Annotated in this window: 21 protein-coding genes and 1 pseudogene; 7 read left to right on the forward strand and 15 right to left on the reverse strand. The window is 56.5% G+C overall.

Annotation, left to right across the window (positions count from 1 at the left end):
- Nucleotides 1-25: 25 nt before the first annotated feature.
- Together AQUI_RS27000 and AQUI_RS27005 are read left to right on the forward strand one after the other, a co-directional pair.
- Nucleotides 26-979, forward strand: a complete 954-nt coding sequence (locus AQUI_RS27000) for a glycosyltransferase family 2 protein (protein WP_084294238.1) — start codon at nucleotides 26-28, stop codon at nucleotides 977-979.
- Between the two features lies 1 nt (nucleotide 980).
- The gene (locus AQUI_RS27005) at nucleotides 981-2,069 is read left to right on the forward strand and encodes a hypothetical protein (protein WP_051371784.1); all 1,089 of its coding nucleotides are present in this window, start codon (nucleotides 981-983) and stop codon (nucleotides 2,067-2,069) included.
- Here the strand turns inward: AQUI_RS27005 and AQUI_RS30550 are convergent.
- Both AQUI_RS30550 and AQUI_RS0102630 read right to left on the reverse strand, forming a co-directional pair.
- Nucleotides 1,971-2,870, reverse strand: coding sequence for a hypothetical protein (locus AQUI_RS30550; protein ID WP_156916754.1), 900 nt, complete (start codon nucleotides 2,868-2,870; stop codon nucleotides 1,971-1,973). The two genes, AQUI_RS27005 and AQUI_RS30550, sit on opposite strands and share 99 nt — an antisense overlap.
- Before the next feature lie 3 nt (nucleotides 2,871-2,873).
- A complete protein-coding gene (locus AQUI_RS0102630; RefSeq protein ID WP_156916755.1) occupies nucleotides 2,874-3,698 on the reverse strand; it encodes a hypothetical protein in 825 nt (274 codons plus the stop codon).
- Nucleotides 3,699-4,093: 395 nt separating this feature from the next.
- Here AQUI_RS0102630 and AQUI_RS29110 point away from each other — a divergent pair, with 395 nt between their 5' ends.
- From AQUI_RS29110 to AQUI_RS0102650, 4 genes and pseudogenes are all read left to right on the forward strand, one after another.
- Nucleotides 4,094-4,771, forward strand: coding sequence for a class I SAM-dependent methyltransferase (locus AQUI_RS29110; protein ID WP_051371785.1), 678 nt, complete (start codon nucleotides 4,094-4,096; stop codon nucleotides 4,769-4,771).
- 158 nt (nucleotides 4,772-4,929) lie between these two features.
- Nucleotides 4,930-5,061 (forward strand): annotated as a pseudogene (locus tag AQUI_RS31755) (IS481 family transposase); the annotation flags it as partial.
- 38 nt (nucleotides 5,062-5,099) lie between these two features.
- Entirely contained in the window at nucleotides 5,100-5,243 is a 144-nt protein-coding gene (locus AQUI_RS30555; protein WP_156916756.1) for a hypothetical protein, read from the forward strand.
- A 411-nt stretch (nucleotides 5,244-5,654) separates the two neighbouring features.
- On the forward strand, nucleotides 5,655-7,346 hold the full coding sequence (locus AQUI_RS0102650; protein ID WP_027256122.1) for a phosphoheptose isomerase family protein: 1,692 nt from the start codon (nucleotides 5,655-5,657) through the stop codon (nucleotides 7,344-7,346).
- Here the strand turns inward: AQUI_RS0102650 and AQUI_RS0102655 are convergent.
- The 10 genes from AQUI_RS0102655 to AQUI_RS27030 all read right to left on the reverse strand — a co-directional run bounded on the left by AQUI_RS0102655 (nucleotide 7,310) and on the right by AQUI_RS27030 (nucleotide 18,006).
- Nucleotides 7,310-7,732 carry a hypothetical protein gene (locus tag AQUI_RS0102655; RefSeq protein ID WP_027256123.1) on the reverse strand — a complete coding sequence of 141 codons (423 nt, stop codon included), beginning with the start codon at nucleotides 7,730-7,732 and terminating at the stop codon, nucleotides 7,310-7,312. The two genes, AQUI_RS0102650 and AQUI_RS0102655, sit on opposite strands and share 37 nt — an antisense overlap.
- Nucleotides 7,729-9,141, reverse strand: coding sequence for a GMC oxidoreductase (locus AQUI_RS0102660; RefSeq protein WP_051371786.1), 1,413 nt, complete (start codon nucleotides 9,139-9,141; stop codon nucleotides 7,729-7,731). Before AQUI_RS0102660 ends, AQUI_RS0102655 begins: the two co-directional genes overlap by 4 nt.
- Nucleotides 9,138-9,344, reverse strand: coding sequence for a glycosyltransferase (locus AQUI_RS0102665; RefSeq protein ID WP_156916757.1), 207 nt, complete (start codon nucleotides 9,342-9,344; stop codon nucleotides 9,138-9,140). The genes AQUI_RS0102660 and AQUI_RS0102665 overlap by 4 nt, the downstream gene beginning before the upstream one ends.
- A 46-nt stretch (nucleotides 9,345-9,390) precedes the next feature.
- Nucleotides 9,391-10,659, reverse strand: a complete 1,269-nt coding sequence (locus AQUI_RS27015; RefSeq protein ID WP_051371787.1) for an O-antigen ligase family protein — start codon at nucleotides 10,657-10,659, stop codon at nucleotides 9,391-9,393.
- The gene (locus tag AQUI_RS0102675; RefSeq protein ID WP_027256126.1) at nucleotides 10,656-12,239 is read right to left on the reverse strand and encodes a GMC family oxidoreductase; all 1,584 of its coding nucleotides are present in this window, start codon (nucleotides 12,237-12,239) and stop codon (nucleotides 10,656-10,658) included. Before AQUI_RS0102675 ends, AQUI_RS27015 begins: the two co-directional genes overlap by 4 nt.
- A complete protein-coding gene (locus AQUI_RS27020) occupies nucleotides 12,236-13,417 on the reverse strand; it encodes a glycosyltransferase family protein (RefSeq protein ID WP_051371788.1) in 1,182 nt (393 codons plus the stop codon). Before AQUI_RS27020 ends, AQUI_RS0102675 begins: the two co-directional genes overlap by 4 nt.
- The gene (locus AQUI_RS29685; RefSeq protein WP_084294242.1) at nucleotides 13,414-14,376 is read right to left on the reverse strand and encodes a sulfotransferase family protein; all 963 of its coding nucleotides are present in this window, start codon (nucleotides 14,374-14,376) and stop codon (nucleotides 13,414-13,416) included. The genes AQUI_RS27020 and AQUI_RS29685 overlap by 4 nt, the downstream gene beginning before the upstream one ends.
- Before the next feature lie 178 nt (nucleotides 14,377-14,554).
- Nucleotides 14,555-15,694: a glycosyltransferase family protein gene (locus AQUI_RS27025; protein ID WP_051371789.1), complete on the reverse strand. Its 1,140-nt coding sequence runs from the start codon at nucleotides 15,692-15,694 to the stop codon at nucleotides 14,555-14,557.
- Between the two features lie 12 nt (nucleotides 15,695-15,706).
- Nucleotides 15,707-16,744: a glycosyltransferase family 2 protein gene (locus AQUI_RS0102700; RefSeq protein ID WP_027256128.1), complete on the reverse strand. Its 1,038-nt coding sequence runs from the start codon at nucleotides 16,742-16,744 to the stop codon at nucleotides 15,707-15,709.
- A complete protein-coding gene (locus AQUI_RS27030; protein WP_051371791.1) occupies nucleotides 16,741-18,006 on the reverse strand; it encodes a glycosyltransferase family 2 protein in 1,266 nt (421 codons plus the stop codon). The genes AQUI_RS0102700 and AQUI_RS27030 overlap by 4 nt, the downstream gene beginning before the upstream one ends.
- A gap of 89 nt (nucleotides 18,007-18,095) precedes the next feature.
- Between AQUI_RS27030 and AQUI_RS0102710 the strand changes: the two genes are divergently transcribed.
- Entirely contained in the window at nucleotides 18,096-19,343 is a 1,248-nt protein-coding gene (locus AQUI_RS0102710; protein ID WP_169730747.1) for a polysaccharide biosynthesis/export family protein, read from the forward strand.
- A gap of 64 nt (nucleotides 19,344-19,407) precedes the next feature.
- Here the strand turns inward: AQUI_RS0102710 and AQUI_RS0102715 are convergent, their stop codons facing one another.
- The 3 genes from AQUI_RS0102715 to AQUI_RS32195 are packed head-to-tail and all read right to left on the reverse strand — an operon-like array spanning nucleotide 19,408 to nucleotide 22,675.
- Entirely contained in the window at nucleotides 19,408-20,862 is a 1,455-nt protein-coding gene (locus AQUI_RS0102715) for an oligosaccharide flippase family protein (RefSeq protein WP_027256130.1), read from the reverse strand.
- A 6-nt stretch (nucleotides 20,863-20,868) separates the two neighbouring features.
- Entirely contained in the window at nucleotides 20,869-22,509 is a 1,641-nt protein-coding gene (locus tag AQUI_RS0102720; protein WP_027256131.1) for a hypothetical protein, read from the reverse strand.
- A gap of 31 nt (nucleotides 22,510-22,540) precedes the next feature.
- Entirely contained in the window at nucleotides 22,541-22,675 is a 135-nt protein-coding gene (locus tag AQUI_RS32195; protein ID WP_281171987.1) for a hypothetical protein, read from the reverse strand.
- Nucleotides 22,676-22,880 lie beyond the last annotated feature (205 nt).

Genomic DNA, 22,880 nt, shown 5'->3' on the forward strand with positions numbered 1-22,880 from the left:
TAGATCTTGAAGCGGGGGTAGGGCAGTGGCTGTCAGGTATTCTGTAATCGTTCCGATATTGAACGAGGAAGAAAGCGTTGATGTATTGTACAGCAAAGTCGCAGAAATTCTTGATGCTGCAGGTCTTCCGTTTGAGCTGATATTCGTCGATGACGGGTCGACCGACTCCAGTTTCTCAAAACTTTCAAACCTTGCGGCCGCCGATCCCCGTGTCGTTGTGCTGAAATTCCGGAAAAACTACGGGCAAACCGCGGCGATGGCTGCAGGCATCGAATATGCGCGCGGTTCAGTGCTCGTAACCATGGATGGCGATCTTCAAAACGACCCGGCCGACATCCCGATGATGGTGTCGAAAATCGATGACGGGTTTGACATGGTCATTGGCTGGCGGATCAACCGGCAGGACAAATGGCTGTCGCGCAAACTGCCATCGATGATCGCCAACCAGCTGATCGGCCGGATCACAGGCCTGCCCGTGAGAGACAACGGGTGTTCGCTCAAAGTGTACAGGGCGAATGTGATTAAACGCGTGCCGCTTTATTCTGACATGCACCGGTTCATTCCTGCCATGACCCTCCCTGTCGGCGCCAGGATCGCAGAAGTCGGCGTGCGGCACCACGCGCGTCAGTTTGGCGAGTCAAAATACGGGCTTTCGAGGATTTTCAAGGTTTTGCTTGACCTGATCACGATCAAAACCCTGCTTCTGTTTGCGCGCCGCCCGATGCGCCGTTTTACCGGGCTTGCTCTCAGCTCTGCCGCCGCAGCGCTTCTGTTTGCGGGGCTTGTGCTCATCGGCCAGGGAACAGCCGGGGCAGGCAGCGTGATGGTTTACACATCGGTTTCAATGCTTTTCGGATCCTTGACACTATTTCTGTTTTTGATCGGCATGGTGTGCAGCTTGATACACCGCCAGATCGGTCCCTCTGATCTGTATTGGCAGGGCGGCCACTCAGAAAGCGCACTACCAGAGAGAGAGTAATATGCTTCACGATCAAAACCCGACCGGACCCGGGGCGCCTGCAACCGGGCTGGTTTCAGTGATCATGAGTGCAGAAGGCGATGGAATAGGCATCGCCGAGCTGCTGATGGACTTCCGGACCGTACTTGACAGCAGGCCTGAGCCCTATGAGCTGATTGTCGTTTTCGAACAAGCCTCGCACGGGGTTCGTGACGCTCTGAACCCGCTGAAAACGCAGTGGCCGAACTTGAAACTTTATTCGATGCGCCCCTGGGGAGGGGAAGACGCAGCCATCAAGCACGGGCTTGGCCAAGCGGTGGGCGAGATTGTTTTGACCCTTCCGTCCTGGCCCGAAATTGACCCCAAGTCTATCAGCACCCTGATTGATGCCGCCGGGCAAGCCGACATGGTCGTTGGCAAGCGCAGCGAACTGAACAGAAGCGGCATGCAGAGGTTTCGCGCCTGGGTTATTCACAGCCTCCTGAACACTCTTTTCCACCAAAGTTTCGATGATGTCTTTTGCCGGGCCCGGGCCGGGCGCAGAGACGTGTTCCTGCGTGTTGCAGAGTTGGGCGTCCGGCAGCATTTTCTGCCGCTGATCGCAGCATCGGAAGGCTATAGGGTCAAGGAAGTGGACCTTTCAATTGTAAAAGATTTCGACGCCCAAAAGATTTACAAGTTCAAGCCGAATGCTCATGTCGGGGCGCTTGTCGATGTGATGACACTGTTCGTCGGCCTGAAATACCTTAAGCGCCCCTTGCGTTTTTTCGGTTCTATCGGTGTCCCGCTTATCATCGCCGGAGCCTTGCTGACCGCTTATCTCGCGGTTGAGCGTCTCTTTTTCGGGACCCCGCTTGCCGATCGCCCCGCATTGGTCTTCTCTGTTCTGGTGCTGGTTTTAGGAATTCAGATCGTGGCTCTCGGTTTGGTGGGTGAAATCATCATTTTTTCATCAAGCCGAAGATTGCGCAGCTATGAAATCGAGGAGGTTCTTCGCGGTCGCCCCTCAGTATTATCTGAACCAGGCACGGAAACGGTCCACAATGCAGAAAACCCACCACAAGATGATCACCAGGAGCCCGCTGTAGGAAGCAGCGTCCCGCACACCTGAAGCGTGCGTATGAAACTCGGAAACGCGGATTGCCGCTGACGTTTCAAACCTGCCTCGAATGGAGACGGTTTCACCTTGAATTGGAAGATGCCCGATCAACTGAAACTCTTCGCCAGTCCAGGCTTTCAGATTGGCGCCGCCCGGAAAAATGCCGAAGCGGCTTCTATCGAACTCTATCGGCTTTCCGATTCTGTTTCCGGTATCTTCGAGTGTGGCCGCATAGTGCAGATCTGCCGCCCGCACACCATCCTTCATAAGGACTGGAAGACTGGCATATGCTGCCAATAGCAGGGCTGCAATTGGCGCCCTCCATCCGCTCGGGAACTGCAAGTCAGTGCCAGATCTTGGATCATTTGCCCAAATCCGAATTCCGGCCGCAACTGACAGACCGTACAGCGCATAGGTCGGCCAGTCTTCAGGCCAAAACATGCCGAAGTTCAGCAAATCCCATCGCAGCGGCGCCAGCAAAACAACACCGTTTGCCCATTTTGTCTGCAAAGCATCAAGCCCCAAGTGCAGAACGGAACCCAGTGCCAGAATAAGAAAAACGGACCAAAATCTCTTGCTGAAAGTGGCCAGGAAGGCGCATAAAACCAAGCTTATCACCAAGCTGCCCTGGGCGATTGCAAACAAACGCAGATCTATCAACGGTACGTCAGTCAACCCGGTTGCAGCACGTTGAATGATCCATGGAACATCCGGCACGACGCATCCTGCCAATATCCATTTCACATCAGCGGCGGGCAAAAACGCCTTCGTCACCAGATATTGGATTCCGATATGGCCAAGCGTGGCAGGCATGGATCACACCAAGCGCTTTCTCACTTGCATGAAGGTTTGGAGCACCAGAAATCCGATCAAACCCTGCAGCGGGCCATAACATGCTGGAGACCGGCCGCATGATCGGACCCAACTCTCAAGGCTGCGGAAGGGATGATCAGGATCGAGCAGGAATTCGGCAGCAAACCCAAAGCGCCCGACAGCAGAAGTTTGGGCCGGAAACGGCAAAGGGTCTGAACCTGCAAGAACACGCCACCCGTTTGTTTCGGCTTCCGTCAGCGCCTTCGGGCGAGGCGTCCCCTTAAGACGGACACCGGTATCAGCAAGGCAGAACCTTGCAGAGACTGGAGCCGAAGCCGTGAGCGACCGGATGATGGCTCCACGCTCTCCAACCCATTTTACGCCCCGCCAAGGAAGCACGGCAAGAACCTCAAGATCGTCCGCAACAGCCATCACGTCGCGCAGAGGAAGGCCATCGGCAATGGTTTCTGTCGCGCCGTGGACAAGAACTTCGAGGCCTTCTGCTGTTACGATCTGACGTCCTGCAATGATAAAAAGCCGGCACCCGTCACTGCAGCGTGCGACCTTGGAAACCGGTTCCGCGCACGGTTCAACAGACCAGGCGCCAGCGCGATTGGGAAGCGAGGAAAAACGGTCGGTGCCCGCTGTTTCTGTCAGCAGCAGAAAACCGACTGGTCTTTCAGGCGGCCCGGAAAGCCCCATGTTGCGGCGCGCGCTGTTCAGCACTTGCGCGAGATCGAAACCGGGATGCAGATGCACATGGCCAGCCACCTTATGAATTTGCGGAGATGAGCAGCTCTCTGCTAAGCTATTGTCGTTCAAAGCCACCAGCCTTTTCCCAATGCAACTCTTGAAACCCGTATTTATTCGGCACTATTTCCAGAAACCGGCAACACAGAAGGAATGCCCATGTGCAGACCCATTTGAGTGGTTCAAATGGAAAGTTAGTGCAAGGCTGGCTGCGCCGCTACCCGGCTTTGGACCACCCGGCTGGAGATTTTCCGGGAATTGAGACTGCGGCGGCTCCATGGCGCAACCGGTGACAGAGTTCCGGTCGCCATGCTAACAAGACCCGGGACAGTTTTCCGGACCGGACAAGCGCCGGAAATCTTCACATCCGCAATCCAAATTCCGCGGGGGCTCCAAGCTTCCTTTCAACTGGGCAGTCAGGCAAGATAGATATATAAAACCAAGGTGAATGCACATGGAAAAGGCGTTGTCATATGCTTGACTTGGAGCGTCAGGATTGGGGCAACTTTGCTTCGAACATTGAGTTCCTGGAGCGTACGGGACTGCTTCAGTCACCAAAACGCATTCTGGAGATTGGCTGCGGTGAAGGGCGCCTGCTGCAAGCCCTTCATGAGGCCGGCCACCAGATCTCCGCAATCGATTCGGAGCGTGACGCACTTGATCAATGCCCGCCCGGGCTCGACGTCCAAGTCGCCGATGGCGCCAAGCTGCCCTTCGATGACAATTGCTTCGATCTCGTGCTCAGCTTTGATGTTCTCGAGCACATTCCGGATACCGACCGCCACCTGGAAGAGGTGCGCCGGGTCCTTAAACCAAATGGGCATTATCTCCTTCAGACTCCGAACAAGTGGGCCAACATACCATTTGAAATGGTGCGCTGGTCAACGCTTTACGGCATCAAGCGGACCTTCGATTTTCTCAAACCGCCACAACATTGTGCTCTGCACAGCTACTATCAATTGAGGCGGCGCTTCTTAAAACATCAATTCGATATTGAGTTCTTCGACATCGGTGTCGTCAATGCATACTTTATTGGAAAAGTTAAAATGCATCTTGGCCGCCCAGGGGTTTTCATGCTTAAGATCATTAATCCGGACCGGCTGCCGATCCCTCTGCGAACAAATTTCTATGTGAGAGCACAGTTGCACTGAAGTGTTTCTGTCTGACCTCTGCTTCATGGCGGCCAGGATGAGAAACAAGCCCTCTCTTATTAAACCGCTCTAAACCGGCCCATTGGTGCTGACGTCAGGCAATCGGGGCCGGCTAGGCCGATCTTGTTTCCTTGGCAGATTGGCATACCGCCCGGTTTCAGGGTGCCGCAGGGGAATGGCAGCGCCGCTACAATCACGAGCGCACTCATCAGGGCAAAATGCGTTGCGGAAAAGCGCCGTTCCAGACCATGATTGAGGGTAAGGAAATCTGGAAGGGAAAGTTCCTGAGCAGAACTTTGACTGACAGCAGCCACCGGAACCCGGGTAAATGTCAGATCACATCCGAAGCGATACAGATAAAACACAAAAACCTGAAATGGAAAAGGAAGCGTTACAGTGGCTCCTCTTTGCGGATCAAAGTTTCGCTATGGTGATATATTTTAGGGATATGGCGCATATTGGCGGCTGGTAAAGCTATCCGGCGGAGCCAGAACAAGCCGCCAGAAAACCTGCCGCCATCGATTTCCCGGTTGCTGGTGGCGCAAACCTTTTAGACCCGGCAGAATTCAGACTGAAGAAACAGCTCGAAGGCGGTATTCGGAAGTTCATGATGATGAAAAAATCTGATATTGTAGCTGTATTGCATAACGCTAAGTTTTCCAAGGAGGCTTCGATCGGACAGTTTGCACCCCCGATGGCGCTTCATCGCATGATGTCGCCGCCAGCAATTTCAAAAGTGCTCGAGAACAGTTTTCGGTCAGTTCGGATTGACCAAACCTTTGGCGCACCCGTTGCGCCAAAAAACACATGCAGCATATAGGGGATATTGGTGGCAGAGCGCTGTGGATTAAGGGGGAACAGTTCTGATCAGGGGCGCAACAACATGCATTCCATCACTGTTGTTATGATCGGTTTGGTTGCATTTGTTTTGGCTGTTTTCACCCGGACCGGAATGATTGATCATCCCCTGATCTATGATGAGCTTTATCAGTACCTGCCCGCTATCAGTTGGCAGGAAGACCGGACTCTTTCTGTTTTGGATGGCGCATACACCCGGGCCGCACATTTCACTCAGTTGATTGCGCTGAGCTTTGATATCCTCGGGGAGCAATCAGCTTTCGCCGCCAGACTGATACCCGCGATCATTCCCGGCGCGGTCATGGTGTCAATGGTCGTGGCATGGGCTTATCATGTCAGCGGTGCCGTAACCGCGCTGATCACGCTGACTCTTTTGCTTTTCTGGCCAAACGGCATCGAAGTATCCCAGTATATTCGATTTTATGCCGCGCAGGGTATGCTTTTTGTGGCAGGAGCCCTGCTTGTCTACATTGCCTTTGCCAATCTCACTTCGCGTGCATGGCAGCTGACCGCTCTCGCCGTGGCAGCCGCCCTCTTTCTGATTGCGCTGGATCTGCAAATGCTTACCGCCTTGGGCGTAGGCGCAGCAGGAATCTGGATTCTTTTGGTTTTTTTGCCAGGCTGGTTACGGGCAAATCCTTTGCGGTGGTGGCTGGCTGGCGCCGCGGTGGCTGTGATTGCGGGTATCCTGTTGAGCGGCGCGTTTTCGGAGAAAATCCACTGGCTTTGGGTCACATACAATTGGGAGCCTTGGCCTCCTGTTGACGACACAACGTTCTATCACCGGAATTTCAGAGACAACTACCCCACATTCTGGCCTCTCTTCCCGATAATTTCCATTGTTGCGCTGCGTGTAAATTTCCTGCCTGCCTCTTTTTGCCTGATACTGTTCGCAACGACCTTTTTGCTGCAGTCCTTCGGAGGGCTGAAGAACATTAGATATCTCTTTTCAACAATGCCGTTCTTCTTCGTCCTCTGGGGGATAGGCTTGCAGGCATTATTGCCCGCGCTCTGGCGCCTTCTGAGGGATACTTCAGTCAAAGCCATGCCGCCTCTTCTTCCTGCCTCTTTGAAAAACCCTCTTTCTTGCCTGACCATCCTCATCGCAACGGGTTTCTTAGCTCTCTCCAACCCGGCTTTCGTTCGCAGTGCGAAGCTGATGATGGGGCAAGATGGAAATATGCTGTTAGGCAAAACACGCTGGCAATGGCAGGATGCTGATGTATTGCTTGCGCCATGGCTGGCGGACAATGCCCTCATCGTGACTGATGAGGAAATGCGCGCAATCGAATGGCTGGGCGACTTCGATCTGGCTTATAATAGGCCAAGGTTCTCTGAGTTTTTATATATACGCAGCCCGGACACGCCGCCGTTCACTACCGATCTCAGGACGGGCCGTCCCCTGATCGGAGATTTTTCCGATTTCAAACTCACAGTCCTTTGCAATCCGGTGGGTGTTTTTATAACCAACCAGCCCGGCATCCGAAGCCCGAACATCATTAGGCTTTTGCAGGAAACCCGGAACGCAGGCGTGACTGTCGCATTGAGCAGCGGGAACGGGGTGTCCATTGCAGGATGGAAGCACGGCGACAGCACAGTCCCGCCTGCTCAATGCGCGCGCCTGCCGGATTTTGGCTCCCCCTCGGCGGCTGGCCGTATCCTTTCCGGCCGATCCAAACCTCAGAGCGTCTCGTCGGCAGCTGCGGAAAGATACTGACCGCAAGCCGGGAGCCAAGGGTCAGCCAAGCCATAGTCGAATTGAGCTGCCCGCTGCTGCTGGACTGCAATAATATTGCTTCTGGTCAGGATCGTATACAGGAACCGGTCCCGAAGGGCGGCAGCCGGGCCGATCATCTTCATCTGGTCGCCATGCCAGGCAAAATACACCTCCGCGGCCAGTTTTTTGGCCGGGCTGCCCTGCGCGGAATATGATGCAAATTCAGTGACGAAATCGGCAACCCCATCAAGGTTCAGAACATCAGGCCCAAAATGATCGCGAAGCGTACGCTTTAGAAATCCGACCGTCCCGCCCAATGACACTGGAACCGCAACAAGAGCTGTCGCGGCGGCGCCCATCAAGAACATCCGGCGGCGCATTTTCATAAGAGTTCTCCTGCATAAAGAGATAATGCCGCAAGCGTCAGTGTCGGATTGGCGGCAGACCCTGTGGTGAACACGCCAGCGCCCAGGCAGGCGAGATCCGGCGTGCCGAAAACACGGCATTTCCTGTCAACGACCCCGCCGGCGCGATCCCAGGCCATTGGTGTTCCGCCGACAATATGCGCCTCGGTCGGCTCAAAGCCGCCTATTCTGACAATTTCATGCTCGAAGGGGATCAAGGAAGGCAGAAGCTCACGGCCGCGCGCAAGACCCGCATAGGTATAATCACTGTGCCCGGTCCATAAAACAACCGGTTCACCGTCCTTCAAGACAACCCGGTTGCTTGCTTGCGGCAAATCCTCCGCCACCAGTTTGAGCTTGAGCCGCCGCAGCCATTTCCCGCGCTCCAGCCTGAGCGAGGGAGGCGCATTCCAGCTTTCAATCAGCACCGACGCAGCTTCGCGGCGGAAATCCCCGTCATAAAGCCCATAGCCCATGCCGGTCAAAGACGTGCCGCCATAATAATTGTCGAACGGGATATCGGCCCAAATGAATTGGCCAAGCTGTTCGTGAATACCGCGGCCGACCCGTTCGGAGCCGATGCCGGAGCGCAGAAGAATGGCAGAGTTGTAGATCGGGTTCGCCCCTAGACCGACGAAATCTGCACGCAGCGTGACCGGGCCTGCGTCCGCAGTGTTGACCACAATCCCCGCTGCCCGGCCTGCAGCAGTTTCAACCATCCTGCATTCTGCATCGAGAAGATACTGGAAACCATCATCCGCAAACAGATCAAGCGAGTTCAGTATAGTGAACTTCGCATCGATGGGGCAGAGATTGCAGGTGCCAGACACGCAGCAGGCCGGGCGGCGGCCGCCGTTGGACCGGGCACATGGCATTGGCTGCCAGCTCGGCGCGGCTTCGAAAAGCCTGCGTTCCGCCCGGCTCGGAACATGCGGCGGAAACGGGAACGGTGCGCTGCGCGGTGCATATCCGGCCTCATCCGAGCCGGCGACATCCATCAGGTATTCCGCCTCGATCATGTAAGGCTCAATGTCAGCGTAGGAAACGGGCCAATCCTGCGCTACGCCGTAGCGCGAACGAAGCTCGAAGTCGCTTGGCTGCAAGCGCGGCGTATTCCCCCACCAGCAATTCGAACATCCGCCGAACTGATGGCGCACGGTCCAATCCTTGCGCTGCCCGGAACTGTTTTCCTGAGCAACTTCGTCAGCCGGGCGGTGCAGCCGGTTTTCAAGCTGCCTGTCGTGATCGACATAAGGCCCGCGCTCAACAAAGAGCACCTTCAGACCCTTGCCCTTCAGTTTATAGGCAAAGAAGAACGAGGCGAAACTTGTTCCAACCAGAATGACATCCCAGCCGGTTTTTTGCGCCTCTTCTGCGGATACCAGTTTCAATTTGCGACCCTGTTCATTCCCGTTTCAAGGCGTGGTTCAACCTCATGACCGAAGAAGCTGTTGAGCTTTCGGCCATAGGCGTTCGGGCTGAACTCTCTTACTGTTCGCGCCTGTGCCGCAGCCCCCATGCCGGTTCGCAGATCTGGATTGCGGAGCAACTCACCCCGCCGCGCCATATCCTTGGCGTTTGGATCCACCCGCATTGCAAATGCCTCCCCCATTCCGGTGCCTAAAGCAATAGGCCTGATCTCATCCCATGACGTGCAGCCCGCTGACCTGTTTCCCGGAGCTTGGAACTGCCGGAAAACCACGCAAAGACATCAGGCCTCCTGTAAGAAAGAGTATCGTCAAAAGCGCAAACGGTGCGAGCAATTCAGACTCCGTCATGCTCTTGGCTAATGTAACAGCGCAAACACAAAGAAAGAAAACAGTTGAAACCGGTTCAGATTTATTTCTGAAAAAAAGGATGCAGCCAATGGTCCAGAGCACAATAAGGACAGAAAATGACAATCCGATCAGGCCTTGATGCACGGCAATTTCATAATACGAATTGTGAAAAGAGAAGGTGGCGTAGTCTGCCTTGTGGAATTCTTCGTAGATGCGGCTGGCTTCTGACAGTTTGTCATACGGGGTCCAGAACCCGCCGGCCCCCACACCAAGAAGCGGCTGCTGTTCGATTTGTGCGGTGGCATACTGCCACAGGACCGTGCGGCCAGTCAGAGTGCCGTCTTTTCCGAAAGCCGCTAGGACGGCATTGACCGGGTCGACTGTCAATGATGAGAAAAAGACACCTAGCATCAGAACGGCGATGCCGGAAACCGTCAAAGCCGCAATGTAGAAAAAGGGGCTTTTGAAGATACCAGATCGGGGCAGAATGCCCAGGCAGAACACAAGCCCGAAAATGCCAAGTGCAAGCAGCACAGCTGTTGCGGAGTCCGATCTATGTATTTGCCAGACAGCCAGGGCTGCCGCAACAGCCGCCAGCAGTTTGATTTTTTTTGAGAACCCGGTGTCGATAAGGATGCAGAGCGAGGCGAGCCACAGAACCACCATGGCGGACCCCATTGTGTTTTTGCTTGAAAACACCCCTCGGGCGACTGTTCCGGTCCCCATATAGGGGGCCAGGAAACTCATTACGGCATAGTAACTTGATGCAATCAGAAGCGATATGAAAAGATCGCGCGCGGTCAGGCGTGTCGCGATGCAGTAACAGATCAAGATCGTGAGCATCAATTGAAGGCCCGACTTTAGAATGAGCCCGGTCTGGTCTCCCCAGAGTGCGGAAAGCAGCCACCAGGCCGGAAAAACGAACAGGACAGCGCTGCGCGCGACCAGCGGGAAAATCCTGGGGAAATCCCGCACGAAAGCCCAAGCAAAATAAAGTGCCAAAGGATAAAGGACCAACTCGTCAAACCGGAACTGTTTGAAAGTAACAAAAATCCACAAGGTTACCAGGATATGATCCCGGCGGTGCTCGAGTACCTCCCGGTTTGAAGGATATGCCATGGTTACAGTCATCCCGCAGACCCTGTCCGGTGATTTGCCAGGATATGCTCGGCCAGGCGCAACGCCATGGCAACCACGGACAAGGTTGGATTGGCCTGACCCGAAACGGGGAAAACCGAGGCTGATGCAACAAAGAGATTTTCGGCTCCGTGTACGCGGCAATTCGCATCGACAACACCATCATTCGGGTTGACGGACATGCGTGTCAGACCGATCTGGTGATAACCGTCGCGGGACTTCCGGATAATAGCCTCAGCAAAAGCGTCATCTTCCGGCAGAAACAGTTCGGCAACATTTGCGGCACACAGTCTATGGGCGAGCAGTTTGTGACTGTCGATCAAGCTTTCAACAGTGCGCCGCCCATAGCGGAAATCAATCTTCAACTTACGCCGGCCAGTCTGGTCCATACTGTTGCACAGCATAACCCGGCTTTCGTGCTCGGGGAAATGTTCGGCATGATAAGCTAAGGCATAAGGCCCTGGCCCATGGGCCACCAGCCGCTGCGGACGGCGCGCCGGGCGGGCGAGAAGCCGCCCTGCACCCGACCGCAAGGCATCGAAAACTCCACGCGGATCACGCAGGATATTGGCGATGTGAGGCCCCGGATTCTCAAAACGATCCGAATGCAGCAGCAGATGTTTGGCCGAAATTTCACCCGAGCTGTGCCGGGGATCGGACGGGCTGATATTTTCAACCCAGAATGCGGCATTGGACGGCGCGTCACTGGTCAGAACAAACCGCCGGCGAAAGGGACTCCTGCCGTCCTCTTTTTGATATCCGAAGCTGCTGCAAGGCGCGGGATCGCGGAACAGGATCTCCGCAACTGATCCGGTCAGATGCCCCATGTAGTACCGCCCCAGCACCCCTGCCGATTTATGGAAGATTGCAGGATGTGCGGCTTGCTCCAGCAGCAGAAGGCGGGTTGTCTCAAGCCCGCCGCAGGCCAGAACCGCCTGGCGGCAGGGCAGAGCGGCAGTTTGCCCCTTGTGCAGGATCTCCAGTTCGCGCACCCGGTATTCGGGATCCCCGTCCCAACGCATGGAGAGCAGTTGCGCGTGTTTGAGCAGATCGACCGGCGCGCCGCTCTGCTTCAGCCGTTCTCGCAGGACGTTCGCTTGCTCCAGTGAATTCAGCCGTTCAATCCGTTCGATGCTTACCCCCTGAACCGGTGGCCATCCGGGAGGTGCCGGCGCCTGGAAGTCCGGGTCGGTATCAAGAAATTCGGCGGCCGGGGCGATCCAGCGGGCATAGTCTTCGAACGGGATCGGCCAGGAGTGCGCATGCCGTCCGGACTGCTCTCCGAAATCTTCGGGATCGAACGGCATGCAGCGCCCGCCCCATCCCATAAGTGTCCCCCCGACGGCCTCGCGGTTGGTCTGCTGCCGGGGGGCATGGGTCTGGCGGGATACGATTTCATCCCGCTTGCTGGACCTGTCGATTTCGCCCGTGCCGAAACCACCCTGCTCGATGACCAGGACCCGCAGCCCCGAGCGCCCCAGCGCCAGCGCCAGAGCCAGACCCGCCGCTCCCGCCCCGATAATGCAGGTGTCATAGTCAGCTGCTTGAGCTTCGGTGAGGCTGACTTGGGTCATTCAGGTTCCACCTTTCGCGCCCGCCGTGCAGCGCAGCGTTCGCGCCGTGCAAGCCCGGCGAGTTTCCGCAACGTGACAAACGGAGATGCCTGGACCGGCCCGCCGCGCATTGACGTGCCCGGATCGCTCCGAAGGCTCTGCAATCTTTCCGGAACCGCTGCACTTGTGTAGCGGCCGAGCACTATCTCGCGTATTTCCGAACAATGGCGGCGCGTGCCTGCTGGATCATAGCGCAGCGCTTTCAAGAGGTCCGGAACCTGCGCAGGCGATGCATATTGTGCCAGGGGACCGAAGGTTTCACGCAGCCTTTGGTCCAGAACACAGGGCCGCTCCATCAGCATCGCCTCCAGAACGGTCCGGCCAAAGGCTTCGACCCATCTGTCGCTGTGGAAATAGGAAAAGACGTCCAGGCTGTCCAGAAAGCGGTCCACCGGTTCGCCGTTAAACGGCACAATATCCCAGCTGCTCAGATCCACACCGCCGGCCTTCAGTTCTTGCACCGGGCAGCCCATGACACGCGTTGCCCAGCCTGGCCCGGGGGGCGCCACAGAGGCCATGACGTCCGCTGCCCGGTCTGGCCATTTCAGAGGATCCTCACGGCTGTGCCGCCCGACAATTGCAACCGCCTGGTCAAATACTTGCCGGCGGGACGTCCAGTGACCTGCGTCGAATGTGTTTACCCAATCCGAACAGGTCAGGCGCACAAACGGCAGAAAGCTGCGCAAATGCTTGCGGATCACACCCGAAACAGGGGCCCACATGGGGCTGGTGCCAAAGGCTTTTTTGATTATCCGGGTTGTTGTGACCGGGTCGTATTCCAACGAGCCATCCCCGCGGAACGGCGGATGGTGGGCAACCAGAACCGATGTGTCTGCCAAGATGTCTGCAGTCTCAGCCACGCCGTGAAAGAAGGCCAGCGGGTGGTGAAAAAAGACGACACCAGCGGCCACAGCGGTGCCTGGTGCGAGAACGTCAAACCCGCTCAGGCCGGCCAGATCCGCAACAGCGGCATTGGGTATATCCTCAGCACCGGCAAAGAAGCCTGACGTCACAGGCAGAAGGCCCACCGTTGCACCTGCCGCATGGAACGCTTGGGCATCTGCCAGCATCGCGGCAGCGGTCCCGCCCGAGAACCTGGGATCGTAAACAAGCACGATATCTGACCGGAAAGCACTCATCCGCAAAACCCGGGCCAGATTGCAGAAAGATCGCGGTTGAGAAGATCCGATAACCCGGCGTTCCGGTCCGACAGGTGGTGCGCGAGATAGGCAGCAGTGCCGGACTGCATGGCGGGCGGCCTTTCCGCTTTGAGCAGAACGGGATTGACCCTGCGGAACCAGTGATAATGCAGCTTGTGGCGTATTTTTTCTGTCAGCCGGGTCTCATGCCCCATGTGATTGCGGTAACGCCCGGCGACAATCCGGCCCCCGATCCGGTTCAGCCATTGCTGGCATCCGGGCATTGTCGGGTAGTAGGTGCGGTTAAACCAGGTTTTCAGTTTGCCGGCATCCATTTCTGATGCGCCAATGTGGCCCGTAATCCGGTTGATGAATGCTTGTTTGTCGGAAAGGAAGTCTTCAAAAACAGCAACATGCACATTTTCACGGCCAAACACGTTGAAATAATTGGCAACATGAGGCGCGTAAGTGGAGCCCAGAATTATTGAGCTGTGCTGGCTCAAGGCTTGTTCAAAACTGCAACTCAAACGCGCGCTGCGGATTAGGTGCCAATATTGGGAGTAAGCGCGTTTAACCGGATCTCGGAGCAGGAAAATCAAGCGAACGTCAGGTAAAAGGCTTTTGATGCGCCTGGCTGCAACAGCCGAAAAAAGGTAGGTAGTGGAATCCTCCCCAACCAGGAGCTTTCCGCCGAATTCAGAAAACCGGGATGCGTACCAATCCAAGCTTTCTTCATTACCCAATCGAACATCGAACCATTTCAGATCCCCGCCTCTCACATCTAAAAAATCCGGATGAGTGATAGGATCATCGGCATCGAAGTAGTGAATTTCATTGTCCGGTATCCCGATCTCAGGATTCTGGCCAAGTATAAAATGCAGTGACGTCGTACCGCATTTTGGTGCACCTCCTATTATGAAATCAGGTAATCGTCTCAAAGCTCTGATCTCTTCGGTCATTCAGAAATTTCACAACAGTCACCGTGGCAGCAAATCAAGCCCGTGGCCAACCGGCACCTTGCGGGAAATACAGATAGCGGAAACTGCGCAGGCGGAAACTCTGACGACATTCTGGGGTGTTGCCTTTCTTTACCATCCGAACCGCCATCATTCAGATGGCCTCAATACTAAAACATTCTCAAACAAACGGAACTTGGGCAGCCTGCAGAAGTTTCGTTGTTTCTGCCGGGGTCTCAACAAATGTGTTCCTCGATAAGGAAAGTAGCTGCGTCCGCAGCTTTTGCAACGGCGACCGGTCCTCGAGCAGCTTGGCAATTTCCGCCTCCAGAGCCGTTTCCACCGGCGGGGCAAGAAGGATTCCGCTGCCGTGCTCGTGAAGCCAGCGTGCCGTCTCGGTTTCTGCAGGAGCAAGCGACGGCGTCGCAAAATAGCCGCCTTCGTAAATTCTGTTGGGGAGAAGCCAGAGAGAATTGCCGCCGTCTTCGTACCAGTCGCCAGCCCAGACCAGGTCAACTCCGGCATACATTTCTGAAAGATCCCCGGGCGCGGAATAGGCTCCGCCAAAAGAGATGTTTTTATACGGGCTGATTTCTGCTTCTAAGTTGCTGAGCACTCCAGGGGCCGGATAGCCGCGCAAATTGACAGTGACACGGTCCGGGAAGCGGCGCGCCAATCCGATCAGCAGATCAAGAGAACGTCGGCAGCGCAGGTTTCCAAACCACCCGATCCTCAATGGCCTGTCCGGGCCGCCCTCAATTTCTTCGGTCTCCGGGCGGCCGGGAAAATCATCTCCTTCAATCATGAGATTTTCGAGCAGGAAGGCCTGGTACGCGCCTGGATAGTATTTCGCAAAATGCTCGGTCTCGAACCGCGGCGACGAAATCACCACAAGAGCGCACTGCTTCAGGAGGTTTTTTTCAAATTGCCTGAGTATGCGTGCAACTGGCTTATGGCCCGTCAATCTGTGGTGAACATCCAGGCATTCATAAATCAGGGGCACATCCAGTCCCAGTTTTTTGCGGGCACGTGCCGCTGTCGCCAGCATGTCCAGGTTCCGCGCATAAATGGCATCGCATGTTTCCAGCAAGGCACGTTCGCGCACCGCAATGCCGGCGCCCTGAAAAATCGAAACAAGCCTTTGGCCATAAGCGTTGTCCCGGGTTTCTCCTAAATCGACAACCGGCCAATCCGCGGCTTGTTTCGGCCCCCGGTGCGGCATGAACCCAACAACAGCATGCCCGGCGGCGAGAAACGCTCTGGCACGCCGGCGGACGGCTGGCTCATTGGAGTTATGCCCGAAAAATGCGATGGTTGACATGAAAACCCCGGTCTAAAGTGTCTCTTTTGCCATCGTATGCCTGTTTGCCTTTTGCCTGGCTTTCATCAGCCGGGACAAGAACCCCAGCCCCCACGCCAGGTGCATCGTTGCAAGAGCAAGGGTACCCGACAGGCCGCAAACGGACCGGTGTATCCAGGCGGCCCGCAAGCCGCTGCACAAAATGACAATACCATATATGAACAGCCACACCAAAGGCAGCCGGGTCACTGGCAATGCAAGTAAACTCAGCAGCACAAGCACCGTGTGCACTGCGGGTATGAGTTGTCTGACACCCGGCCGGATCCTGTGTTTCAGGCAGGTCTGTGCCCGCCCGGCTCCATAGTTCCAGTACTGCTTCCAAAGGCGCCCGGCCGATTGCCTTGGAAAATACCCTATACGCATATCAGCATTGAGCCAGATTTTACCGCCCTGGCGGATCAGCCGCAAATCGTATTCAGCATCTTCGTTGGTCTTGAAATCCGCATCGTAACCGTTCAGCAGCCGGAAACTGGACATCTGAAAGGCGGCATGGTGGCCGTGATTGCAGTAGCCGGAGGCCACACCGCCGCGATGCGGAGATCCGCCGGCGCCCAGCCAGCTGTCTGCAACCCAGACAAGGCCACGCTGAAAGCAGCCACCGCTGCTGGCTGTTGCGTCCATTGGCACAACGACTGAATCCACCTCTTTCCTGGTAAGGCACCGTGCCAGACCGCTGACATAACCTGCGGGATAGACAGCATGCGCGTCGCATCTGATTGCAATGTCAAACCGGTCGAACTCCGGCTGCAGCAGCAGGTTCATTGCCGCGGCCTGTGTCCTCCCGAGGTTATGGACCAGCTGTAAATTGGGATAGCGGCCCATCATTTTGGCAACAATTGCACATGTTTCATCCTGGCTCCCGCCATCGGCAACAACAACCGGGCAGCGCGACGCCACCGGGTCGCCGTGGATGATCTCACGCAGGATTTTTTCAATCTGATCCGCTTCGTTCAAAGTCGGGATCAGAACGACAATCCGCGCCGGGTCAATGTCGTGTGATGCTGCTGTCACCAATTGTATGCCTCGGTTTCCAAATAGTTTGTTTCAGACAGCGCCGCATTCTGGAGGGCCGGGCGGGGCCGGAACCCTGCCCGGGCGCAAAAACCTGCAATGCGAAGAAACTGCATGTAGTTCCGCCTGTTCAATGCGTCGCGCGCGCGCCAAACAGATCCCCGCCCCAACGCCTTCACAATGGCCCTGCCAGCTGGACTCTCGCGCGCCAGAGCCAGCAGCTGGTTCTGCACCGGAGGGCAATAGGCCATGGCGCTGCCATGTTTGCCGGCCATGGAGCGGATCACGATCCCAACCTCGGTTTCGGACAAGCCCTCGGAAGGCGATATTTCTGCCGCGGCTTTGAAATCTTCAATCGCAAAGCCCCAGTCGCAGCGGCGTGCATAGACGCAGCCCCGTTGCAAGTACCCTGCGCGAAGCGCCAAATCTTTTGCACTGGACTTGAAGAGGGCGGCATAAAACGAAACCGGCAGCCGATCGCGCAGATCGGAAAAGATTTTCCTGTCGCTTTCGAGCCAAACCGCATCCGACTGATCTGCAGTATGCCGCTGTGCCGACGGGCCGCGGACCCCGTTGTGCTTGCGCTGAAGGAAGAGAATGTCGTTGATCACTTTGATCGGAAACCGGGTCCCCAGCCGGACGAACATCTCATAGTCGATAGACCGGCTGAGGTCCTCACGAAAGGGTCCTGCGGCGTCGTAGCAGGACCGCCTGACCAGGCTTGCGTTCTGGAAAAAAAAGATGTCTTCCAGCAAATGGCGTATGACGCTTCCTGCGGACAGGTCCGGCCAGTAACCCGTTCCCGTGAACGTCTTTTCCCCGCCGCCAGTGCCGGCATGAAACCGGACGTGCGCACCGGCTGCAATGCCGGCATCATCCGTATCAAGAATATGCGCCAGCTTTTCAGCTGCGTCCGGGCACGCGACATCATCGTCATCGCATATCCAGATATACTCACCCTGAGCATGTTTCATTGCAGCGTTCAAGGCTGCAGATTTACCCTGGTTTTCTGCCTTGAAGTACTGGAGAACACCGTTCAAATCTGCACTTAAAGCCTGTTGGACGGCCTCCGCGGTGCCGTCGGTTGACCCATCGTCCCAGATGATGATCTGATCCAGTGCCCGGGTTTGATTTGCAAGTGCCGCAATGGCTTCGCCGAGATACCTGCTTCTGTTGAATGTCGGGATAATTGCCGAAATAGAACCTTGCAAACTGACGTTCCCTAAGTGAAAAATTGCATGCAGCCCAAAGCAAAGAAACACGGGTGGTTTTCATACATCTAGTGCTGTGCGGCGTGGCGGACACTTGTTTGTCGCTTTGATGCCGGCGCCGGATGCGGAAGGAACAGATTATGCTTCGACTGCTCATATTTTGCCTCGCTCCCCTGATTTGCATGCTCTGGGGAAATGCGCAGGCCCAGACTGCGCCGAATTCTTACCGCCTTTCCCCGGGAGACAAAATCAGCCTGCGTGTTGTGACTTGGGATGAGGACGAGCGCGGCTACGTGATCTGGCAGGCAGTCAGCGGAGAGTATTCGGTTCAAATCGAAGGGCGTATAATGATACCGCTTGCCGGCCGTATTCAGGCGGTTGGCCAGACGCCCGAGGAACTGGCTGACAAGGTTGCCGATGCACTGGAAAAGCAGATCCGGAGCAACATCCGCCCGTCAACCGCTGTTGAGGTGATAGAATACAGCTCCTTCTTTATCATCGGGGATGTCGGCAATCCCGGGGCTTATCCCGTCCGGCCGGGCCTGACGGTGCTGCAAGCCTTTGCACTGGCCGGTGGAGGGCGGCGGCTGGAGGAAACGGGTGTCGACACATTGGCAGTCTTGCGCGAGACGGGCTCGCTGCAACAGATCGATTCAGAGTTGCTGCGTGCGCAAATCACCGCCATCCGGCTGCAGGCTGAGGTGGAAGAGCAGGCTGCGCTGCAGTTCCCGGACTCTCTCTTCCAAACCGGCGGCCCAGAAACCTTAGCCCCGCTATTGGAGGAAGAAAGCAGGATTTTCACCTCGCGCAAGACCGCCCTGGACCGTGAACTGGCATCCTTGAGCGAGCTTATATCTTTGCTGACGACTGAAATCGAAACCTTTCAAAAGAGGATCGAGAGCCACCAGGCCCAGTTGGAACAGGCTGAAAACTATCTTCAGGACACGTACTCCCTGCTCGAAAAGGGGCTTGCCCGAACGCCTCAATTAACCCAGGCGCAGAAAAGCGTATTCGACATTGAAGAAAAAATGCTCGACCTTCAAAACGGGTTTTACCGCGCCCATCAAAGCATCAAGGAAGCCGAGCGGGATATTTTGACGGTGAAGGCAAACCGGGCAACTCAGGCCGCAGTGGAGCTGCAGAATGTGAACGCGCGGATCGAAACGCTGCGCACCCGCCGCGACACTGCGCGCAGGCTTCTTTTGGAACGCGGGGAAGATATTGAGTTTGCCGGCGAGGGTCAGCAATATTTTAGAACCTTCCGGCTCCAACGCGGCAATGGCGAAGGGCAGCAGATCTTTCAGGGATCCGATACGATTGTTTTACCCGGAGATGTGATTACGGTCGAGCAGACACTGAGCCTCGCTGACAGCATTTCTCCCGGCTGAAACCGGCCTCTATCAGAACCGGCCCGCAGGCTATCGTTGCAAACCAGGGATCAGCGGAAGCAGGTCACTCACGGAATACGCCGATTGCCTTGGCGAGCGTCTTATGCTGAAGGGAAACCGCCACTGCAAGGCCGGTGATCCATATCAGGCCCGCCATCCCGATTTCAGCCGCATGTCCAAGCTGGAAAGATGACCGCAGGACAGCGTGAGCGCCCGCCATGGCCAAAGACAACGCGACTGGCACCAAAAGCGCATTGAGGCAATCCGGAACCCTGATCGGCACCACTTTTTTCGCCAGATACCAGCCGCGTGGCACAATCAGAAAGCCCCAGAGCGAGATAGCGGCTGCAACCGACAATACATCGGACAGAGCGGCTGCAGCGATAACGAGGCCTGCATAGAGAATAGTGGACTCCGTGCTCAGTCTCACATGCAGGTCTGTGCGGCCGGTTGCCCGGAAAATACAAGCCAGCAGAGTCACAGCGATTGCTTCGAGGGCGAGGCCGGATATGGATAAAGCGAAAATCGGAGCAACCTGCCTCCAGTCTTCGGACAGCGCGACAGTAAAAACAGCAGTCCCTGCAACCGCGGTCATCGCCAGGAGCGGAAGCAGGAGAGTCGCCATCAGGTTTATTGCAGCAAGATATATTCTCACGAGACGTTCGGGATCGCTTTGAGCCTTGGCCATGCGGACATAAACGACGGTGGATACCGGCCCTACCAGGCCGAACTGAGGCAGTTTGGAAAACCGGGCGCTCATCGAAAACAGGCCCAAAGAGGCCTCGCCGTTGAATTTTCCAATGGCTACAACTGCAACTTGAGCTTTGATCACGGAAATGGCCGAAACTGACAGGGCATCGCGGGCAAAGATCAGGTGCGGGGTGACCAGCCGCAGTTTGAATGACAGGGCGGGCCGGAACCGGGACAGGTAGAGAATTCCCGCCAGCCTGACAGCAGCCAGGGAAACTTGCTGTGCCACAAGAGCCCATATGCCGGCCCCCAAGATGGCAAGGGCAACTGCAAGGCTCAGACTGACGACCGTCGTCAGAACCTGGATTCTGGCGATGCCGGTATAATTTTCACGCCGCTCGATTTCGGCGTTCGGAGCAGCTGACACGGCTTGAAAGAAAGGGACGACCGACAATGCGGCAAGGACCTGTACCAATTCCGGTTGATCAAAGAAGGCGGCCCAGAGCGGTCCGATTGCAAGCACGGCGGCAGCCAGCCCGATACCCACCGCAACCAGCAGCCAGAATACACTGACCCATTCCTCGTGATCATAAGAGGGGGTCCGGATCAGCGAACGGCCGAGACCGGCATCGCTCAGAACGCTGCAAAAGACCACCACCGACATGGCCATCGCCATCAGTGCGAATTCCTCGACCGTCAGATGCCGCGCGACAATCGGCAGAACCATGATCTGCGACAGGGCCAAAAACAGGCGCGCCGAAACCAGCGAACTGACGCTGACAAAAAAGCTTTTGGCTGAATGCCAGGCGGGGGAGTGGTCTGCGGCCACTTCAAGTCACTCCATGACCTTCACGTCCGCCCAGTCATAGGGTTTAATCGCCGTGCCAGGGCCTGTCCGGATCAACCATTCCGGTTTTGCAAAACCGGGCCAGCAATCTGCCCCCTGCAGGAAGGCTACCGGCACATAAGCGCGCCGGAAGTTTTCGTCTGAAAAGAGGCCATCAAACGCAGTATCGGCATGCGGCCAGAATGCCAAAGACTTGTCCTTGGCGCAGGCCCGGTTGAAAGCCGCCAGCACATCGGGTGCGTGTTTCCAGAATGTGGCTTTGTCGAAACTCGCATGATTCCGCATGCCCACCTTGACTGGATTGGCATGCGCCATCTCAACCCAGTTCAGGCCCAGCAGATCGAGGATTTCGCCGTCATAGGCCAGTGCGATACCGCCGGCGGGACCAACCCCGATGGTCGGCCGCGGCTCGATCCTGTTCAGGAACCGGCCGAAACTCAGCCCCTGTTCCACCAATGTGTATTCTTTGCGGATATCGAACCTGGCCTGATAATACTGCATCCATCCGATTATAAAGGCTCCGGCGGCCGCAGCAGCGGCGGCAGACTTTGCCGCCCCCCTGACAGGGGCGGCAGCGACCGCAGAGGGGGCGCCGGCGATCAGCAAGGAAACCCCTATTGGCATCAGCGGCGCTATCGGCTGATAAAAGCGCCAGAGCGTGAAGTGATCCCCCCCCAGCGCGGCATAAGCCATTAGAATTCCGAAAATGGCAGCCCCCGTCACCAAGAGTGCCCGCGCACCGGGGCGGTTCTGTACCGTGGCGGCCATTGCCCAGATTGCCCCCCCCAGCCAGATCGCAACGAAAATTTCCGCAAACGGGCTGCGCAGGAGAAAATCGAACAGGTATTTCAGGCCATCGGCCAAGCCTTGCAATTTGTCCGAGGACACTTTTGCGTAGAATGTATTGGGGAAAGGCTGGCCGAAATAGGACAGGCGGAATGACGTCACCGCAACGAAGGCGGTAATGGCAACAGCAACGGGTCCGGCAACCGCCCGCCAGAACCGCGGCGCGATGATCCCGCTCAGGATGAGCAGGCCGAGCGCGGTGACAATTCCTTCGGGCCGGACCAGAGGCATCAGGGCCGCCGCGGCCAAAAGGCAGACAGTATTGCTCCGGCCGCCGTCCCCCTCCACCAGCCTGGCCAGCAGATACACCATCCAGATCAGTATCATCGACCAGAGTGCCAGCTCCATCATGGTCCAGACCGACCACATGAAATAGCCCGGGCTGGCGGCCAGGCAGACTGACAGGATCCAAACGGCAGGGGCCGGTGCGATGTTCAGCCAGCCGCACAGGGCCCGGACAAGCCGCAAAGTGATATAGATTGCTGTCAGAGTGAAAACGCCGCAAAGCAGGATGATTGCAAGTTCCGGCGCGGGCGTGAGCCAATACGCCAGTGTCAGGATCCCAACCCATAAGAAAGCAGTGGAGCCTTCAACTCTTTCCCCGCCGACATTGTAGACATAGCCTGCACCATTGGCGATATTCTCTGCATAAGACCGTGTGATGGCAGCGTCGTCGATGCCGATGGCGGGCAGCCCGCCCGTCAGCAGCCAGGCAATCGCCGCTCCAGCGCATGCAAGCCCCAGTGCCAAGAGGAAATCTGCGGATTTTCGATCCAGTGCCATTGCGGTTCCCGGTCTCTTCAGAAATTTGTTGTTATGGATGCAGGTTCCGGCTGAAGAGCGGTCCGGTCATACCGAACCGGCCCTGCGCCATGGCTGCAGCAATCCGCTCTGCGGCGGTCCCGGCATCAGCGGCCGATGGATCGGACAAGCCTGTGTCTTTGGTCATTGCTGCCTTGGCAAGCCGTCGTAAGTCATTGAGAAAATCCTTGGCCGGTTGAAGGTTAGCGTGTCAAACATATGTGCAGATAGCGCGCTGCTGGCGCGGGTCGAGGGATCCGGCATCCTGCTTGGCGATTGTCTTGCACATATGCTGTCGGCCATTCAAAGAGGGCACCGTTTGAGACCAGGGGCGGGGGCGCCATGGGCAACGC

The organism is Leisingera aquimarina DSM 24565, from assembly GCF_000473165.1.
Lineage (GTDB): Bacteria > Pseudomonadota > Alphaproteobacteria > Rhodobacterales > Rhodobacteraceae > Leisingera > Leisingera aquimarina.